Below are 14,065 nucleotides of genomic sequence, written 5' to 3'. Positions count from 1 at the left end.
TGCAGTCGATAGCGATGAATTAGGTTTCGGCTAGAGGTGACTATCATCGGCTAGATGTTGCCTGAGCAGAACCCCTACAGCCCTGGATCCGGTCGGCGGCCGCCCGAGCTCGTTGGTCGGACTGGCGAGCTCGAAGCGTTCGACACGATCCGCGCTCGTGTCACGCATGGAATGAGCGACCGCGGCATCGTGCTCACGGGCCTCCGCGGCGTCGGCAAGACGGTGCTGTTGAACGAGATGCACCGCATGGCGGAGTCGTTCGAGTGGCTCACGGTGCGCCTCGAGGCGCGTCGGGATGAAGGCGGCGCGCGGGCCGTACGGCGTGCCCTGGCTCGAGAGCTCGTCGTGTCCGCTCGCAAGCTCACCCGCTCGAAGCCGACGGCGCTGATGCGAGAAGCACTCGGCACGATCTCCTCGTTCAATGCGAAGGTCGGTGCAACGGGGATCGAACTCGGAGTCGCACTCAACGACGGACGTGCCGACTCCGGCGACGCTGAAGTCGACCTCCTCGAGCTCGTCGAAGACGTTTCCACCGCTCTGGGGGAGCGTCGTCGTGCCTTCGGTGTGTTCGTCGATGAGATGCAGGACCTCGATGCGGAGACGATGGGTGCGCTCATCGCCGCTCAGCATGCGGCGAACCAGCGGGAGTGGCCGTTCTACATCATCGCCGCCGGCCTCCCGAATCTCCCCCGTGTCCTCACCGAGACGCGTTCGTACGCCGAGCGCCTCTTCAACTACCGACAGATAGGCACCTTCTCTCGCGACGATGCGGCGCACGCTCTCCGAGAGCCCGCGGAGCGGCTCGGCGCTGAGTTCGCTCCCGATGCGCTCGAGATTCTCCTCGAAGCCGCAGGCGGCTACCCGTACTTCATTCAGGAGTACGGGCAGGCCGCATGGAACCTCTCCAGTCGTCTTGTCACTCTGGCCGACGCCACGGCAGCAGTGCAGTACGGGACCGAACAGCTCGATGCCGGGTTCTTCCGCTCACGATGGCAGCGAGCCACGCGCTCAGAGCGACGAATGCTCCGCGCCATGGCAGCCGACGGTGAGGGACCCTCCTCCACCGCTCTCGTCACGCAGCGAATGGGTATCCCGACAACCAGCCTCGGGCCCTACCGTGCCGCGCTCATCAGCAAAGGACTGGTCTACTCACCCGAGCACGGCCAGATCGCCTTCACGGTCCCCGGCATGGCTGGATACGTCGACCGCCACCACGAGGACCTCGACGACGGGAGCCCGAGCGTCTGAAGTCGACCAGACGTCTCCTCTCTCAAGGGCTCGGAGTCCGGTCGCGTACGGGACGTCGCAGAACAGTAGGTCTGGGGAGGCATCGAGACGGAGAACCAGGGACGGCCCTGATCTTCCGGCTGGTCTCCTCAGGCGGGCCGAGGTCCGTGCTCGTCACGAGTTCATCCGCCGCCCCCGCCTGGCCGCTCCCCGCCGTCCGCCGCGCGTCCCTTGCTCCTCGACCGCGGAGACGGCACCCTCGGGTGACGGCCCACGGCGAAGGAGACGCATGGACGACGACGGACTCCTGGCTGCGCTGCTGCGGGGACGGCCGGCGACGCTGGCCGACGCGGCGGAGCTGACCCACATCGACGAGGCCGAGGTCGCTGCGGCGATCGAGCGGCTCCGCGGCCGGGGGCTCATGGGCGGCGAGGGCGAGCAGCTCGACTTCCCGGCGCCGATGGAGTGGGCGGCCGCGGCCATCGCCCGGCACACGGAGTCGGCGCGGCGGGCGGGCAGGGAGTCCCTGGACGGGATCGAGCGCGTCGTCGCGGGCCTGCCGATGCTGCTCGGCGCCTGGCGGGTCGGCGAGGACGCGACGGATCCGGTGCCGACCCTCCTCCGTCACGGGCCGCACGCGTCCGAGGACCTCTGGTTCGACCTCGTCCGCCGCGACTCCGGCTCGCTCGTGGCGGTGCTCCCGAACGTGGAGCGGTTCCTCGACCCGCCGACGGAGCGGGCGATCCGCTTCGGGCACGCGCTCGCGGCGAAGGACCGGGTGCGCGTCATCATGCCGGCCGCCGGCGCGCGCGACCCGCGGGTGCTCGCCCGGGTGGAGGCGTACCAGGCGGCGGGCGTCGAGTACCGGCTCCTCGAGAGTCCGCCGAGCTGGTTCTGGGTCGACGGCGACCACCTCGCCGTCCCGTTCGAGCGGGGCGAGACGAAGCCGACCAGCGTGCTCGGCGTGCGCCATGCGGCGCTGGCGGGGCTGGTCGAGTCGTACTTCGAGGTGCTGTGGCGGCAGGCCGCTCCGATCGGAGCCGTCGACCAGAGCTGGCTGCCGCTGCTCCGGCTGATGCGCCAGGGCGTCACGCTCGAGACCGCGTCGCACCGGCTCGGCATGAACCCTCGGACCGGCCGCCGCCGCGTGGCCGCCGCGATGGAGCACTACGGGGTGGCGACGCTCTTCGCGCTCGGCACGGCGTGGGCGGCGGACTCGCGCACCCGCGACGGCGACGCCGGTGCCGGCGAGACGGTGCTCGACGATCCGGAGGCGCTCGAGCCGGGAGCGCTGGACGACGGCGAGATCGACCTCGCCGAGACGGTGCCGCGCGATTGAGCCCCCGCGGGACCGAGCGGTGCGGCCGACCCCTCGACGCCTTCGGGTGGCCCTGAGGAGTCGGCCGATGCGCCCGCCCGGGCACCTCTCCAGTGTCCGGACGTGACCACGGCGGGGACAAGAGCCTGTAGCGGACACGTCCGGAAGAGGACACCGCACCCGGGAGCGGATCGCCGGCGCTCCCGCTCGGAGGCGGGCGCGTGCCAGGCTTGCCGCATGGATCTCGAGGTGCGGCTGGGGCTCGTCGTCCCCGCATCGGAGCTGCAGTGGCGGTTCTCGCGCTCCTCCGGGCCCGGCGGGCAGCACGTGAACACCTCCGACAGCCGCGTGCAGCTCACCTGGAGCGTCGAGGAGTCGACGGCTCTCTCGGACGAGCAGCGCTCGCGCCTGCTCGAGCGCCTCGGGAGGCGGCTCGTCTCCGGAGCGGTCACCGTCACGGTGGCGCAGGAGCGCTCGCAGCTGCGCAACCGCGAGACGGCCCTCGAGCTGCTCCGCGGGATCATCACCGCGGCCCTCGCGCCTCCCTCCGCCCCGCGGCGCCCGACCCGGCCCACGCGCGGCTCCACCCGCCGGCGGCTCGCCGCGAAGCAGCAGCGGTCCGAGACGAAGCAGCAGCGCCGGCGGCCGCCCGGCGACTGAGCGGAGCCGCGGGGGCCCGTCCGGCGGGTCCAGTCCGCCGTGTCCCGATCGCGCCCGACCCGGCTCAGGGAGTGAAGAACGCCTCGATCGCCACGGTCAGGGCGACCAGGTCGTCCACATGGGCGAGCTCGCGCGCCGAGTGCATCGAGAGCAGCGGCACTCCCACGTCGACCGTGGAGATGCCGAGCCGGGTCGCGGTCAGCGGGCCGATCGTGGATCCGCACGGCACCGAGTTGTTCGAGACGAACTCCTGGTACCCGACCCCGGCGCGCTCGCAGACGCCCGCCCACAGCGCCGCACCGCGCGCATCCGTCGCGTAGCGCTGAGTCGCGTTGATCTTGAGCAGCGGCCCCTTCCCGGCGACCGGCTGGTTCGCGGGATCGTGCTTCTCGGAGTAGTTGGGGTGCACGGAGTGGCCCGCGTCGGCCGAGAGGCACCAGGAGGCGGCGATCGCCCGGGCGCGCTCGTCGACGCCGGCGCCGAGGGCCGTGCCGATGCGCGAGAGGACGTCCTCGAGGAACGGCCCGCTCGCTCCGGACCGGCTCGCCGAGCCGAGCTCCTCGTGGTCGAAGGCGGCGAGCACGCTGATGTGCGCGGGCGGCGCCGCGGGATCGGCGCTCGCCGCGAGGAGTGCGACGAGGCCGGCGTGCACGGAGCTGAGGTCGTCCATCCGCCCGGCGGCGAGGAACATCTCGTCGAGGCCGAAGCGGCGCGGCGCCTGCGTGTCGGCGGTGAGCAGGTCGTAGCCGGCGATGTCGGAGGCGTCGTCGAGCCCGGCGTGCGCGGCGAGCAGCTGGAGCAGGTCGACCTCGGAGGCGTCGCCGACGCCGAACACGGGGACGGTGTGCTTCTGGCGGTCGAGGGTGAGGCCCTCGTTCGCCGTGCGGTCGAGGTGGATCGCGAGCTGCGGGATGCGCAGCAGCGGGCCGGTCCGGAGCAGGCGCGTCGAGCCGTCGCGGGTGACCACGCGCCCGGCCAGCTCGAGCTCGCGGTCGAGCCAGGAGCTGAGCAGCGGGCCGCCGTAGATCTCGACGCCGGCCTGCAGCCAGCCCTTCGAGCCGATCGTCGGCCGGGGCTTCAGCATGAAGCCGGGGGAGTCGGTGTGGGCGCCGAGGATGCGGAAGGGCGTGGTCGCCCCGGAGCCCTCGGGCAGGTGCCAGGCGATGATCGCGCCGTCGCGGACGACGTAGTACCGGCCGGGCTCCGCGGGCCACGCCTGCGTTTCGTCCAGCCCCGTGAATCCGGCTCCCTCGAGGCGCCGTGCCGCCTCGGCGGCCGCGTGGTACGAGGAGGGGGAGGCGGTCAGGAACTCGGCGAAGTCGGCGATGTGGTCGTCACGCGTGGTCATCCCTCCAGTGAAGCACGCGGCGCGGCCGGGACGGGGAGGGTGCCGGGGGAGCCCCTGCGGCGGCCGTCACGGCCGGGCAGGGGCACCCCGGGGCGGAGGGTCAGCGCCGGGTCAGGTCGACGTCGGCCTCGGCGGCGATCGCCTTGATCAGCGCCGAGGCGTTCTCCCCGCCGAAGCCGGCGGCCATCGCCTCGTCGATGTAGTGGCGGGCCGTCGCCACGCCGGGGACGGGCGCGCCGACGCTGTCCGCGTAGGCCTGGATCAGCCCCGCGTCCTTCTGCATCAGCGCGAGGGCGAAGGACGGCGAGTAGTCGCCGGCGAGGACGGAGGGACCGACGCCGTCGAAGATCGGCGACTTGAAGTCGGTGACGGCGAGCACCTCCAGCACCTTGTGCAGGTCGAGCCCGCCCTTCTCGGCGAGGGTGAGCGCCTGGCCGAGCGCCAGCAGCTGCGACGCGACGATCAGGTTGCCGACCAGCTTCATCCGAGCACCGGAGCCGCCGGGGCCGATGTGGTGGACGGTCTCGCTGATCGCGTCGAGCACGGGCCGCGCCTCGGCGAAGACCTCGGCGTCACCTCCGACGACGACCCAGAGCCCGCCCGCCGCGGCCTCGCCCTTCGAGCCGAACACCGGGGCGTCCAGGAAGCGGACGCCGCGGGCGTCGAACGCCGCGCGCTCCTCGTCGCTGGCCTCGGGGCTGATCGTGGACAGGTCGACGACGATCGTCGACGGATCGACGAGGCCGGCGAGCCCGCCCTCGGCGAGCACGACCTCGCGCACGGCCGTGTCGTCGGCGAAGCAGGAGAGGACGAAGTCCGCGCCCTCCGCCGCGTCGGCGACGGACTCGGCCGTCGCCGCTCCCGCGACCTCGGGGACCGCGCTGCGGTTCCAGACGGTGACGTCGTGCCCCGCCTTCACGAGGTTGTCCGCCATCCCGCGTCCCATGGTCCCCAGTCCGAGGAATCCGATTCTCGCCATCTCAGTGCACCTTCATCTCTGTGTCGGAGGTCGTCTCCGCGGGGAGCTCCGCCCCCTGGTCGGAATTGGCGGCCTTCCAGGACTGGAGGAACCGCAGGTAGGCGGTGGCTCCGGGGTCCTGCAGGCCGATGCTGCGGTCCTGCAGCCACGACGCACGGCCGCGCCGCGACTGCAGCTCCTTCGAGCTGATCACGCCCTGCTCGGCGGCCGCGATCGCCGCGTCGAGGGCGGCGGGGCCGGGCTCCGACGTGCGCAGCGCCTCGGCCGCGGGGAACATCGCGTCGAGGATCGTCTTGTCGCCCACCTGCGACTTGCCCCGCTGGCTGATCGACTCGGCGGCCGCGAGCGCGAAGGAGCTGACGTCGTCGGAGCCGATGGTGGCGGCGTCGCCCCAGACCCGGGAGCCGGCGAGCAGCGCGCCCGCGACGAGCGCGGCCATAGTGGACGGGTTCGCGTTGGCGAAGGCCTTGGCGCAGGCGAGCACGACCTCGGTCGGCGTCGCCGTGTCCGGGAGCAGCGCGAGTGCCTCCCGGGCGGCCTTGGCGCCGAGCGACACCGTGATGCCCAGGTCGCCGTCGCCGAGCGCCTGGTCCAGGTCGCCGAGCTCGTCGGCGTGCTCGGGGAAGACGACCAGGCACTTCGCGATCGCGGAGCTGAGTTCGGTTCCGTTCATCGTGATCAGACCTCTCGGAAGAAGGGGGACTGGGCGGGGGCGTTCAGCAGCTCGAGACGCGCGTCGTCGAGGGCGAGGAGCGAGATCGACGCTCCGGCCATCTCGAGGCTGGTCGCGTACTCGCCGATGTAGTTCTTCGCGACGGTGACGCCTCGCTCGGCGAGGAGCCCGTGGACCCGCCGGTAGAGCAGGTACAGCTCCTCGAGGGGAGTGGCGCCCATGCCGTTGACGAGCACGGCCACGCGGTCGCCCTCGCCGATGCCGAGGTCGGCGACGAGCCGCTCCGTGAGGTGCTCGGCGATGCTGTCCGCCGACTCGAGGGCGCCGCGGTGGATGCCGGGCTCGCCGTGGATCCCGATCCCGATCTCCATCTCGTCCTCGGCCAGCTCGAAGCTCGGCTTGGCCGTCATCGGGAGGATCGTCGGGGAGAGGCCCACTCCCATGGTCGCCGTGTGCTCGATGACGTCCTCGGCGACGGCCGCGACCTCGTCGAGCGAGTCCCCGCGCTCGGCGGCGGCGCCGGCCGCCTTGAACGCGAAGAAGATCCCGGCGACTCCGCGGCGGTCCGCGGCCCGCTCCTTCGGCTGGCTCGCGACGTCGTCGCGTCCGAGGGCGGTCAGCGTGCGGATCCCCTCGAGCTCGGCCATGTCGACCGAGAGGTCGAAGTTGAAGACGTCGCCGCCGTAGTTGCCGTACAGGTAGAGGACGCCGGCGCCGCCGTCGACGGCCTTGGTCGCCTCCAGGATCTGCGCGGACGACGGCGAGGAGAACACGTTGCCGATGGCGACCGCGTCGCACAGCCCCGTGCCGACGTAGCCCTTGAACAGCGGCAGGTGGCCGGAGCCGCCGCCCGTGACGATCCCGACCTTCCCCGCGACGGGGGCGTCGGCACGGGCGAGGATCCGCAGGTCGGTGCCCGGCGTCTTCACCAGGGTCGGGTGGGCGAGCAGGATGCCCTCGACGAACTCGTCGACGAAGTCCTTCGGCTCGTTGATGATCTTCTTCACTGGTGCTCCGTTCTGGTGGACGCGTCCACGGTGGGCCGCGCGGGTGCGGGAGGGGTCGGGGCCGTCGCCCGCTGCCGGCGCGGCCGGTTCGCGGTGACGGAGTCGAGGACCATGACGGCGATGAGGAGGACGCCCTGGGCGATGGCGTACTCGTAGGAGGTCAGCCGCAGAGCGGTGAATCCGCTCGAGACGACCTGGAGGGTGAGCGTGGCGAGCACGACTCCGGCGACCGAGGCGAAGCCGCCCGACGGGTTCGTCCCTCCCAGCACCGCGATGACGATGACGAGCAGCACGTACGAGGAGCCGTAGTCGGCGGACGCGGTGGGGTTGCGGGCGAGGAACAGCACCCCGGCGCCGCCGGCGAGCAGCCCGCCGATCATGTAGCTCCGCGAGAGGACGCTGACGCTGCGGATGCCCGAGAAGCGCGCGGCCTCGGGGTTCGCTCCCTCCAGCTGCACCTTGCGGCCGAGGGAGGTCGTGTTGATCAGCAGGGCGACCGCGACGGCCACCACGAGCAGCACGAGGAACAGCACCGGGACGGGCCCGACGGCCATCATGCCGAAGGTCGTCAGGGCCGACGGTGCTCCGTAGAGCGTGGTCCCGCCGGTCCACACCACCGCGATGCCGTTGAGGATCTGCATGGTGCCGAGGGTCGCCAGGATCGGGGTGATCCCGACGACGCTCACGAGGAATCCGTTGAGGGCGCCGCAGAGGACTCCGACGACCAGGCCCGCGAGGACGATCGGCACGGTCATCGCCTCCGCGGCGGCGGGGTCGGCGGCGGCGACCTGGGAGTAGATCGTCGCCATCGTCACCGCCGACAGGTTGGCGATCGCCACGAGGGAGAGGTCGATGCCGCCCGTGAGCATGGCGAGCATCATCGCGATGGCGATCACGCCGATCTCAGGAGCCGCGACGCCGATGTTCTGCAGGTTGAGCGGGCTGAGGAACACGCGGGGGTTGGCGATCGCGAAGATCGCGACCGCGACGACGAGCGCGATGAGCATGCGGCCCGTCCCGCGGTTGCCCGCGGCGCGTCCGACGACACCGCGGGTGAACGCGTCGAGGCGGTCGTTCATGCGCCGAGCCGGGTGCTCGGAGGTGGTCCGGGATCCGTCGGTCATGATGCGACCCTCGCGCTCTCTCGTTCGTGGCTCACGTCGTCGTCGACGGGCCGGACCCGCTTCGCCTTGCGGCGCGCGGCGATCGCCTGCACGCCGACCCCGACGATCAGCAGGACTCCGACCGCGGCGCGCAGCCAGGCGCTGGGGACGCCGGCGAGCAGCAGGCTGTTGTTGATCACCTGGATCAGGACGACGCCCAGCACCGTGCCGAGCACCGATCCGCGGCCGCCGAAGATCGACGCGCCGCCGAGGACGACCGCGGCGATGATGTCGAGCTCGTCGCCCACCAGGTCCTGCGGGTTCGCGCTGCGGCCGAGGACCATGTGCGCGATCCCGGCCAGGGCGGCGAGGACGCCGACGAGGACGTAGACCGAGAGCTGGGTCCTGACCACGCGGAAGCCCGCCCGGCGGGCGGCCTCGATGTCGCCGCCGATCGCGTAGAGCGAGCGTCCGAACATCGTGCGCGTCAGCATCAGCCAGACCACGACCGCGAGCACGACGGCGAGCAGCGTCATCAGGTGGAGGGCCGCGCGGCCGCCCGAGGTCGCCACGTCGACGACGTTGACCGAGGAGAGCGCCGCGAGCGACGGGGGCAGCTGCGCGTAGTACTGGGCGCCGACGAAGGTGTACATCACCCCGACGAACACGCCCTGCGTGCCGAGCGTGACGATCAGCGTGGGAAGCCGGAACCGCGCGATCACGAAGCCGTTGACCAGGCCGAGCACCGCCCCGATCACCACGGCCATCGCGATGATCGCGAGCGCGGGGAGGTCCTGCCCGGTGGCGATGGTGACGCTGACCGCCGTGTAGGCCGAGAAGATCGCGACGGCCGCGAACGAGACGTCGATGCCTCCGGAGACGATGACGATCAGGACCGCGAGCGCGAAGATCAGCGGCACGGTGGCGCTGCGGAGGATCGACAGACCCGTCGTCGCGCTGAAGAAGACCGGGTTCACGGCCGTCATGACGATCACGAGGGCGACCAGGACCAGGGCGAGGACGCCCTCGTTGTTCGCGCCTCGGAGGGATCGGAGCGTGGACACGTCAGACCGCCATTCTGTTCTGGAGGTTCTCGGCGGTGATCTCGTCGCCGCGGAGCTCGTGGGCGATGCGGCCGCGGGCGACCACCAGCACGCGGTGGCAGCAGGCGACCAGCTCGGGGGCGTCGTCCGAGATCACGACGACGGCCATCCCGCGGGCGGCCTCGCGCCGCAGCAGCTCGAGGATCTGCGACTTGGAGCCGACGTCGACTCCGACCGTGGGTCCGTTGAGGATCAGCACCTTCGGGTCGGTCGCCAGCCACTTCGCGATCACCACGCGCTGCGCGTTCCCTCCCGAGAGGGAGCGGACGGGCGCCTGGGGGTTCGGGGCCTTGATGGACAGCTCGGCGAAGAGCCGGTCGATGGTCGCGCGGATCCGCCGCTTGTCGAGCGAGCGCCACGGCGTGCGGTGCGCGTCGAGGGAGCCCGCGATGATGTTGTCCGCGATCGGCTTCTCCAGGAAGAGGCCCTGCGAGAGGCGGTCCTCCGGCACGTAGCCGATCCCGGCGCGGACGGCGTCGCGGATGCTGCGCACCGCGGTGGGCGCTCCGTCCACGGCGATGATCCCGGAGGCGGCGGGCTGGGAGCCGAAGACGGCCTCCGCGATCTCGGTGCGGCCCGAGCCCAGGAGCCCGGTGATGCCGAGGATCTCGCCCGGGCGCACCGAGAACGAGACGTCGTGGAAGGCGCCGGGGCGGGAGAGGCCGACGACCTCGAGCATCGGGGGCGCCGACTCGTCGAGCGTGCTCACGATCCGCGACTCGTCGAGCTCGCGGCCGGTCATGTGCTCGGCGATGGAGCGGCGGTCGAAGTCGGCGACGGGGCCGCTGGTGACCACGCGGCCGGAGCGCATGATCGTCACCCGCTGCGAGATCTCGAGGACCTCCTCGAGCTTGTGCGAGACGAACGCGAGCGCGACGCCGCGGCTGCGCAGCCGCTCCACGATCGTGAACAGCCGCGCCACCTCGGTGTGCGTCAGCGCGGTGGTGGGCTCGTCCATGATGATGACGCGCGCGTCGTTGACGAGGGCGCGGCAGATCGCCGTGAGCTGCTTGTCGGCGACCGAGAGGTCGGCGACGTCGGCGTCGAGGTCCAGGTCGAGCTGCAGCTCGTCGACGATGGCCTTCGCCCGGGGGCGCGCGGTGCCGGCGCGGTAGAGGCGGTGCTTCGCCGCGACGGCCGAGGTCAGCACGATGTTCTCGGCGACCGTGAGGTTGGGGAAGAGCGAGAAGTCCTGATAGATGACCTGGATCCCGCTCGTGATCGCGGACGTGGTGTCCATCCGGGAGCGGGTGTCCCCGTCGATGGAGATCTCGCCCGCATCGGGGCGCTCGGCCCCGGAGATGATCTTGATCAGGGTGGACTTGCCGCAGCCGTTCTCGCCGGCGAGGCAGTGCACCTCGCCGGGGATCAGGTCGAGCGAGACGCCGTCGAGGGCGGTGACGCCGCCGAATCGCTTGGTGATGCCGCGGGCGCTGAGGATCGGGGCAATGGTGCCGGGGGGAGCGTCGGTCATCGTCGACCTTCCTGAGGGTGCTCCGGGGCGCGCGGGCGGCGCGCCCCGGAGCGGGGGTGGAGGGGGATCAGAAGTCGTACTGCGCGGCGGTCTCCGCGTCGGCCGCGACGGACGCGTTCCCGACGAAGACGTTGTCGAACCCGTCGAGCTTCTTGAGCGAGTCGTAGCCCTCGACGCCGAGGTCGGTGCCCTCGGTGATCTCGCCGCCGTCGGCGAGGATCTTCGCGATCGACAGCTGGGCCTCACCGGCGAGGGCCGGGTCCCAGAAGAAGATCTTGTCGATGGAGCCGTCGGCCAGGTACTGGTTGGCCACCGACGGGATCGAGGTGCCCATCACGCACACCTGGTCCTGGAGGCCCGCCTCCTGCACCGCGCGCGCGATGCCGGGGACGTCGTTGCCGGCGGAGCCCTGGAAGCCCGCGATGTCGGGGTACTTCGCGAGGATCTCCTTCGCGCGCTCGTACGCGGTCTCCTGGTTGTCGGTGCTCTCGATGGGGGTCTCGACGCGGGTCATGCCGGGGGAGTCGGCCTGCTGCGTCTCGTACGCCGCCTCGACCCACTCCATGTGCGTCTTCGCGGTCAGGCCGCCGACGAACTGGACGTACTTCCCCTCGCCGCCCATGCACTCCGAGAGGTTGTCCATGATCTCGGAGCCGTAGGACGCGTTGTCGAAGGCCTCGATGTCGACGTCGACGTTCTCGATGCCGGACGCCTCGTGCGAGACGACGATGATGCCCTGCTGGCGGGCCTGGGCGAGCACGTTGCTGAGCGACTCGGGCGAGTTTGGGACGACCGTGATGGCCGTCGGGCGCTGCGCGATCAGGTCCTGCACGATCGCGGTCTGCTTCTCGGGGCTGACGTCGTCGGCGCCCTCCTGGCGGGCGTCGATCCCGGTCTCGTCGGCGAAGTCCTGCACGCCGACGGCCATGCGCTGGAACCACGGGATGGTCTGCGCCTTGACGACGGTCACCATGACCATCTCGCCCGGGGCGGCCGAGCCTCCGCTGCCGGCGGCGGTGTCGGAGCCGGCGCCGACGGTCGTGCATCCGGTGAGGAGGATTGCGGCGCCCGCTGCGAGCGTCATGCCTCGGAAAAGTCGAGAGCGGTCCATTCGTTGACTCCTTCGTGAACGAGAGGATGGCGGCCGTTCGGCCCTCATCCGGTGCGGTGTTCTGACGCTGCTGTGTCGGAATCCGTCGCAGGAGCCCGACGCTAATCGCTGATCGAGCACTCCGTCAAGCGATAACGCGCAGATGGCTGCACTCTTTCGCGCATGGGACGTGGGAAGCGCGCGAATCGCGCATCGCGGGCGCAGACGGTGCGTTCGACCGCGCAGATCCGCCGCGCACCCGGCGATCGGGACGCGCAGCCGCCCGCGCATGCGCGCAATCTGCGCGTTTCCGCGCGCCGTCTGCGCCTCCTCCCCGCTCCGCCCCGTAGCCTCGACGGAGGCGAGACCAGGATCGAGGTGTGGGATGTCCCGTCAAGCAGAGATCGTCGACGCCCTCCAGGACGGCGGCTTCCAGTCGGTGCGAGACCTCGCGGAGCGGTTCGACGTCACTCCGTCGACCATCCGTCGCGACCTCGAGCGGCTCGAGGCGATGGACCTGGTCAAGCGCACGCACGGAGGTGCGATCCCGGTGAAGCAGTCCGAGACTCCGCACCACTTCAAGGAGGAGCTGCACCGCAGCGAGAAGGCGGCGATCGGGCGGGCGATGGCCGAGCGCGTCCTCGAGGGGCAGACGATCCTCCTCGACGGGGGCACCACGACGCTCGAGGTCGCGCGGCACCTCGAGAACCAGCGCCTCACCGTCGTGACCGGCGACCTGCGGGTCGCCCTCGCCGTCGCCCGCAAGCAGACGATCCACCTCGTCTTCATCGGGGGCGAGCTCCTGCCGAACGCCTTCTCGATGTGGGGGCCGACCTCGGTGCAGCAGCTCTCGAACCTGCGGGTGGACGTCGCGATCTTCGGCGCCGACACCGTGGGCGACGACGGCATCTACAGCACCACCAGCTACGAGCTCGAGCTCAAGCGGCTGATGATGGCGTCCGCGCGCGAGGCGTTCTTCGTCGCCGACAGCTCGAAGTTCGGGCGGGAGGCCCTGTTCAAGGTCTTCGGCACGGAGGACTTCACCGCGGGGATCACCGACAGCCTGCTCGACCCGCTGCGGGCGTCGCACTTCCCCGTGCCGCTCATCCAGGCGTCGATCCTCCCGCCCGACGGCAGGCGCGCCTAGCCGCGAAGCCCGCGCCTCTGCGGGACGGAGGCGCAGTCGTCCCCGCGGCGGGACGGCGCTCGTCACTCCTGTGGTGGAAGCGCGCCCGTCACTCCTGCCTGCCCCTCACTCCTGCGTGCCCGTCACTCCTGCGCGGCCGCCGCGAGGGCGCGGTCGAGCCAGTCCGCGAGCAGCAGGCGCTCCGCGGGCGTGAGGCCGGCGAGCTCCGGTGCGAGGGCGCGGACGCCGACGAGGGCGGTGAGCCGCCCGCCGTCGCCGGGGGAGGGCGGGTCGGCGAGGATCCCCGCGAGCACGCTGTCGAGCGCGGCGTCGGCGAGACCGGGGTCGCGGTCGGCGGCGGGGGTGGAGAGCAGGGTGGTGACCACGCCGGTGCCCGCCGCCTGGATGAGGCCGACGGCGCGCTCCTCCGGCACTCGGAGGCGGCCCTCGGCGGCCACGCGCTGCACGCGGGCGGCGAGGACCCGCCGCCCGGAGAGGGCGGCCGGCGATCCGGAGGCGCGGCCCGGATCGCTGAGGAGGCGGAAGAGCGCGGGGTTGGCCAGGCCGAACTCCACCTGCGCGGCCCAGCCCGCGCGCAGGTCCTCGACCGGGTCGACGCCTCCGGCGACGGCCGCTTCGACCGTCCGCGCCTTGGAGTCGACCCAGGTGGCCAGCACGTGCTCCGCGACCGCCTCGAGCAGGCCGTCCTTGTCGCCGAAGAGGCGGTAGATCGCCGGGGCCTGCAGCCCGGCCGCCTGGGCGACCGCTCGCGTGGTGACGGCGGCGGGGCCCTCGTCGCGGAGGAGGCCGGCGGCCGCCTCGACGATGCGCAGGCGCGTGTCGGTCGGAGGAGTGGGGCTGGTCACGTATCGACGGTAGCGCACGGTTGCTATCGGCGGAATTCCGTGGTTATCTTCCTCGTGGTATCGCTGATACCCCTCATCGGAAGGCTCTCCC

General features: G+C 71.8%; 13 protein-coding genes. 4 read left to right on the top strand and 9 right to left on the bottom strand.

Going from position 1 to position 14,065, the window contains the following annotated elements; translation table 11 throughout:
• Window positions 1–54 precede the first annotated feature (54 nt).
• The 3 genes from C5C59_RS11620 to arfB all read left to right on the top strand — a co-directional run bounded on the left by C5C59_RS11620 (window position 55) and on the right by arfB (window position 3,205).
• Window positions 55–1,248, top strand: coding sequence for an ATP-binding protein (locus C5C59_RS11620; RefSeq protein ID WP_104225860.1), 1,194 nt, complete (start codon window positions 55–57; stop codon window positions 1,246–1,248).
• A gap of 268 nt (window positions 1,249–1,516) precedes the next feature.
• Entirely contained in the window at window positions 1,517–2,566 is a 1,050-nt protein-coding gene (locus C5C59_RS11615; RefSeq protein WP_104238137.1) for a hypothetical protein, read from the top strand.
• A 216-nt stretch (window positions 2,567–2,782) separates the two neighbouring features.
• Window positions 2,783–3,205, top strand: a complete 423-nt coding sequence (gene arfB, locus C5C59_RS11610) for an alternative ribosome rescue aminoacyl-tRNA hydrolase ArfB (RefSeq protein WP_104238138.1) — start codon at window positions 2,783–2,785, stop codon at window positions 3,203–3,205.
• A gap of 64 nt (window positions 3,206–3,269) precedes the next feature.
• Here the strand turns inward: arfB and C5C59_RS11605 are convergent, their stop codons facing one another.
• The 8 genes from C5C59_RS11605 to C5C59_RS11570 all read right to left on the bottom strand — a co-directional run bounded on the left by C5C59_RS11605 (window position 3,270) and on the right by C5C59_RS11570 (window position 11,976).
• Window positions 3,270–4,553, bottom strand: a complete 1,284-nt coding sequence (locus C5C59_RS11605; RefSeq protein ID WP_104238139.1) for a M18 family aminopeptidase — start codon at window positions 4,551–4,553, stop codon at window positions 3,270–3,272.
• Between the two features lie 100 nt (window positions 4,554–4,653).
• Window positions 4,654–5,532 carry an NAD(P)-dependent oxidoreductase gene (locus tag C5C59_RS11600; RefSeq protein WP_104238140.1) on the bottom strand — a complete coding sequence of 293 codons (879 nt, stop codon included), beginning with the start codon at window positions 5,530–5,532 and terminating at the stop codon, window positions 4,654–4,656.
• Window position 5,533: 1 nt separating this feature from the next.
• Window positions 5,534–6,205 carry a DAK2 domain-containing protein gene (locus C5C59_RS11595; RefSeq protein WP_104238141.1) on the bottom strand — a complete coding sequence of 224 codons (672 nt, stop codon included), beginning with the start codon at window positions 6,203–6,205 and terminating at the stop codon, window positions 5,534–5,536.
• A 5-nt stretch (window positions 6,206–6,210) separates the two neighbouring features.
• Window positions 6,211–7,212 carry a dihydroxyacetone kinase subunit DhaK gene (locus tag C5C59_RS11590; RefSeq protein ID WP_104238142.1) on the bottom strand — a complete coding sequence of 334 codons (1,002 nt, stop codon included), beginning with the start codon at window positions 7,210–7,212 and terminating at the stop codon, window positions 6,211–6,213.
• On the bottom strand, window positions 7,209–8,336 hold the full coding sequence (locus tag C5C59_RS11585) for an ABC transporter permease (protein ID WP_244229523.1): 1,128 nt from the start codon (window positions 8,334–8,336) through the stop codon (window positions 7,209–7,211). Before C5C59_RS11585 ends, C5C59_RS11590 begins: the two co-directional genes overlap by 4 nt.
• Window positions 8,333–9,379 carry an ABC transporter permease gene (locus C5C59_RS11580; RefSeq protein ID WP_258062741.1) on the bottom strand — a complete coding sequence of 349 codons (1,047 nt, stop codon included), beginning with the start codon at window positions 9,377–9,379 and terminating at the stop codon, window positions 8,333–8,335. The genes C5C59_RS11585 and C5C59_RS11580 overlap by 4 nt, the downstream gene beginning before the upstream one ends.
• A 1-nt stretch (window position 9,380) precedes the next feature.
• The gene (locus tag C5C59_RS11575; protein ID WP_104238143.1) at window positions 9,381–10,892 is read right to left on the bottom strand and encodes a sugar ABC transporter ATP-binding protein; all 1,512 of its coding nucleotides are present in this window, start codon (window positions 10,890–10,892) and stop codon (window positions 9,381–9,383) included.
• Between the two features lie 67 nt (window positions 10,893–10,959).
• Window positions 10,960–11,976, bottom strand: coding sequence for an autoinducer 2 ABC transporter substrate-binding protein (locus C5C59_RS11570; RefSeq protein WP_258060406.1), 1,017 nt, complete (start codon window positions 11,974–11,976; stop codon window positions 10,960–10,962).
• A gap of 391 nt (window positions 11,977–12,367) precedes the next feature.
• Between C5C59_RS11570 and C5C59_RS11565 the strand changes: the two genes are divergently transcribed.
• Window positions 12,368–13,129 (top strand): DeoR/GlpR family DNA-binding transcription regulator, encoded by a 762-nt coding sequence (locus C5C59_RS11565; RefSeq protein WP_104238145.1) that lies wholly within the window; start codon window positions 12,368–12,370, stop codon window positions 13,127–13,129.
• A 122-nt stretch (window positions 13,130–13,251) separates the two neighbouring features.
• Here C5C59_RS11565 and C5C59_RS11560 read toward each other — a convergent pair whose 3' ends face one another.
• Window positions 13,252–13,974: a TetR/AcrR family transcriptional regulator gene (locus C5C59_RS11560; RefSeq protein WP_104238146.1), complete on the bottom strand. Its 723-nt coding sequence runs from the start codon at window positions 13,972–13,974 to the stop codon at window positions 13,252–13,254.
• Window positions 13,975–14,065 lie beyond the last annotated feature (91 nt).

It is taken from the genome of Rathayibacter sp. AY1F4 (assembly GCF_002931775.1).
Lineage (GTDB): Bacteria > Actinomycetota > Actinomycetes > Actinomycetales > Microbacteriaceae > Rathayibacter.
The sequence above is the reverse complement of the archived record's forward strand: the minus strand, read 5'-3'. Positions and strand labels throughout refer to the sequence as shown.

Excerpts from the sequence above, each read along its gene's own strand:
- C5C59_RS11620 (WP_104225860.1), top strand. The coding sequence starts at position 55 with ATGTTGCCTGAGCAGAACCCCTACAGCCCTGGATCCGGTCGGCGGCCG.
- C5C59_RS11570 (WP_258060406.1), bottom strand. The coding sequence starts at position 11,976 with ATGACGCTCGCAGCGGGCGCCGCAATCCTCCTCACCGGATGCACGACC.
- C5C59_RS11605 (WP_104238139.1), bottom strand. The coding sequence starts at position 4,553 with ATGACCACGCGTGACGACCACATCGCCGACTTCGCCGAGTTCCTGACC.
- C5C59_RS11595 (WP_104238141.1), bottom strand. The coding sequence starts at position 6,205 with ATGAACGGAACCGAACTCAGCTCCGCGATCGCGAAGTGCCTGGTCGTC.
- C5C59_RS11575 (WP_104238143.1), bottom strand. The coding sequence starts at position 10,892 with ATGACCGACGCTCCCCCCGGCACCATTGCCCCGATCCTCAGCGCCCGC.
- C5C59_RS11565 (WP_104238145.1), top strand. The coding sequence starts at position 12,368 with ATGTCCCGTCAAGCAGAGATCGTCGACGCCCTCCAGGACGGCGGCTTC.
- C5C59_RS11585 (WP_244229523.1), bottom strand. The coding sequence starts at position 8,336 with ATGACCGACGGATCCCGGACCACCTCCGAGCACCCGGCTCGGCGCATG.
- C5C59_RS11600 (WP_104238140.1), bottom strand. The coding sequence starts at position 5,532 with ATGGCGAGAATCGGATTCCTCGGACTGGGGACCATGGGACGCGGGATG.
- C5C59_RS11615 (WP_104238137.1), top strand. The coding sequence starts at position 1,517 with ATGGACGACGACGGACTCCTGGCTGCGCTGCTGCGGGGACGGCCGGCG.
- arfB (WP_104238138.1), top strand. The coding sequence starts at position 2,783 with ATGGATCTCGAGGTGCGGCTGGGGCTCGTCGTCCCCGCATCGGAGCTG.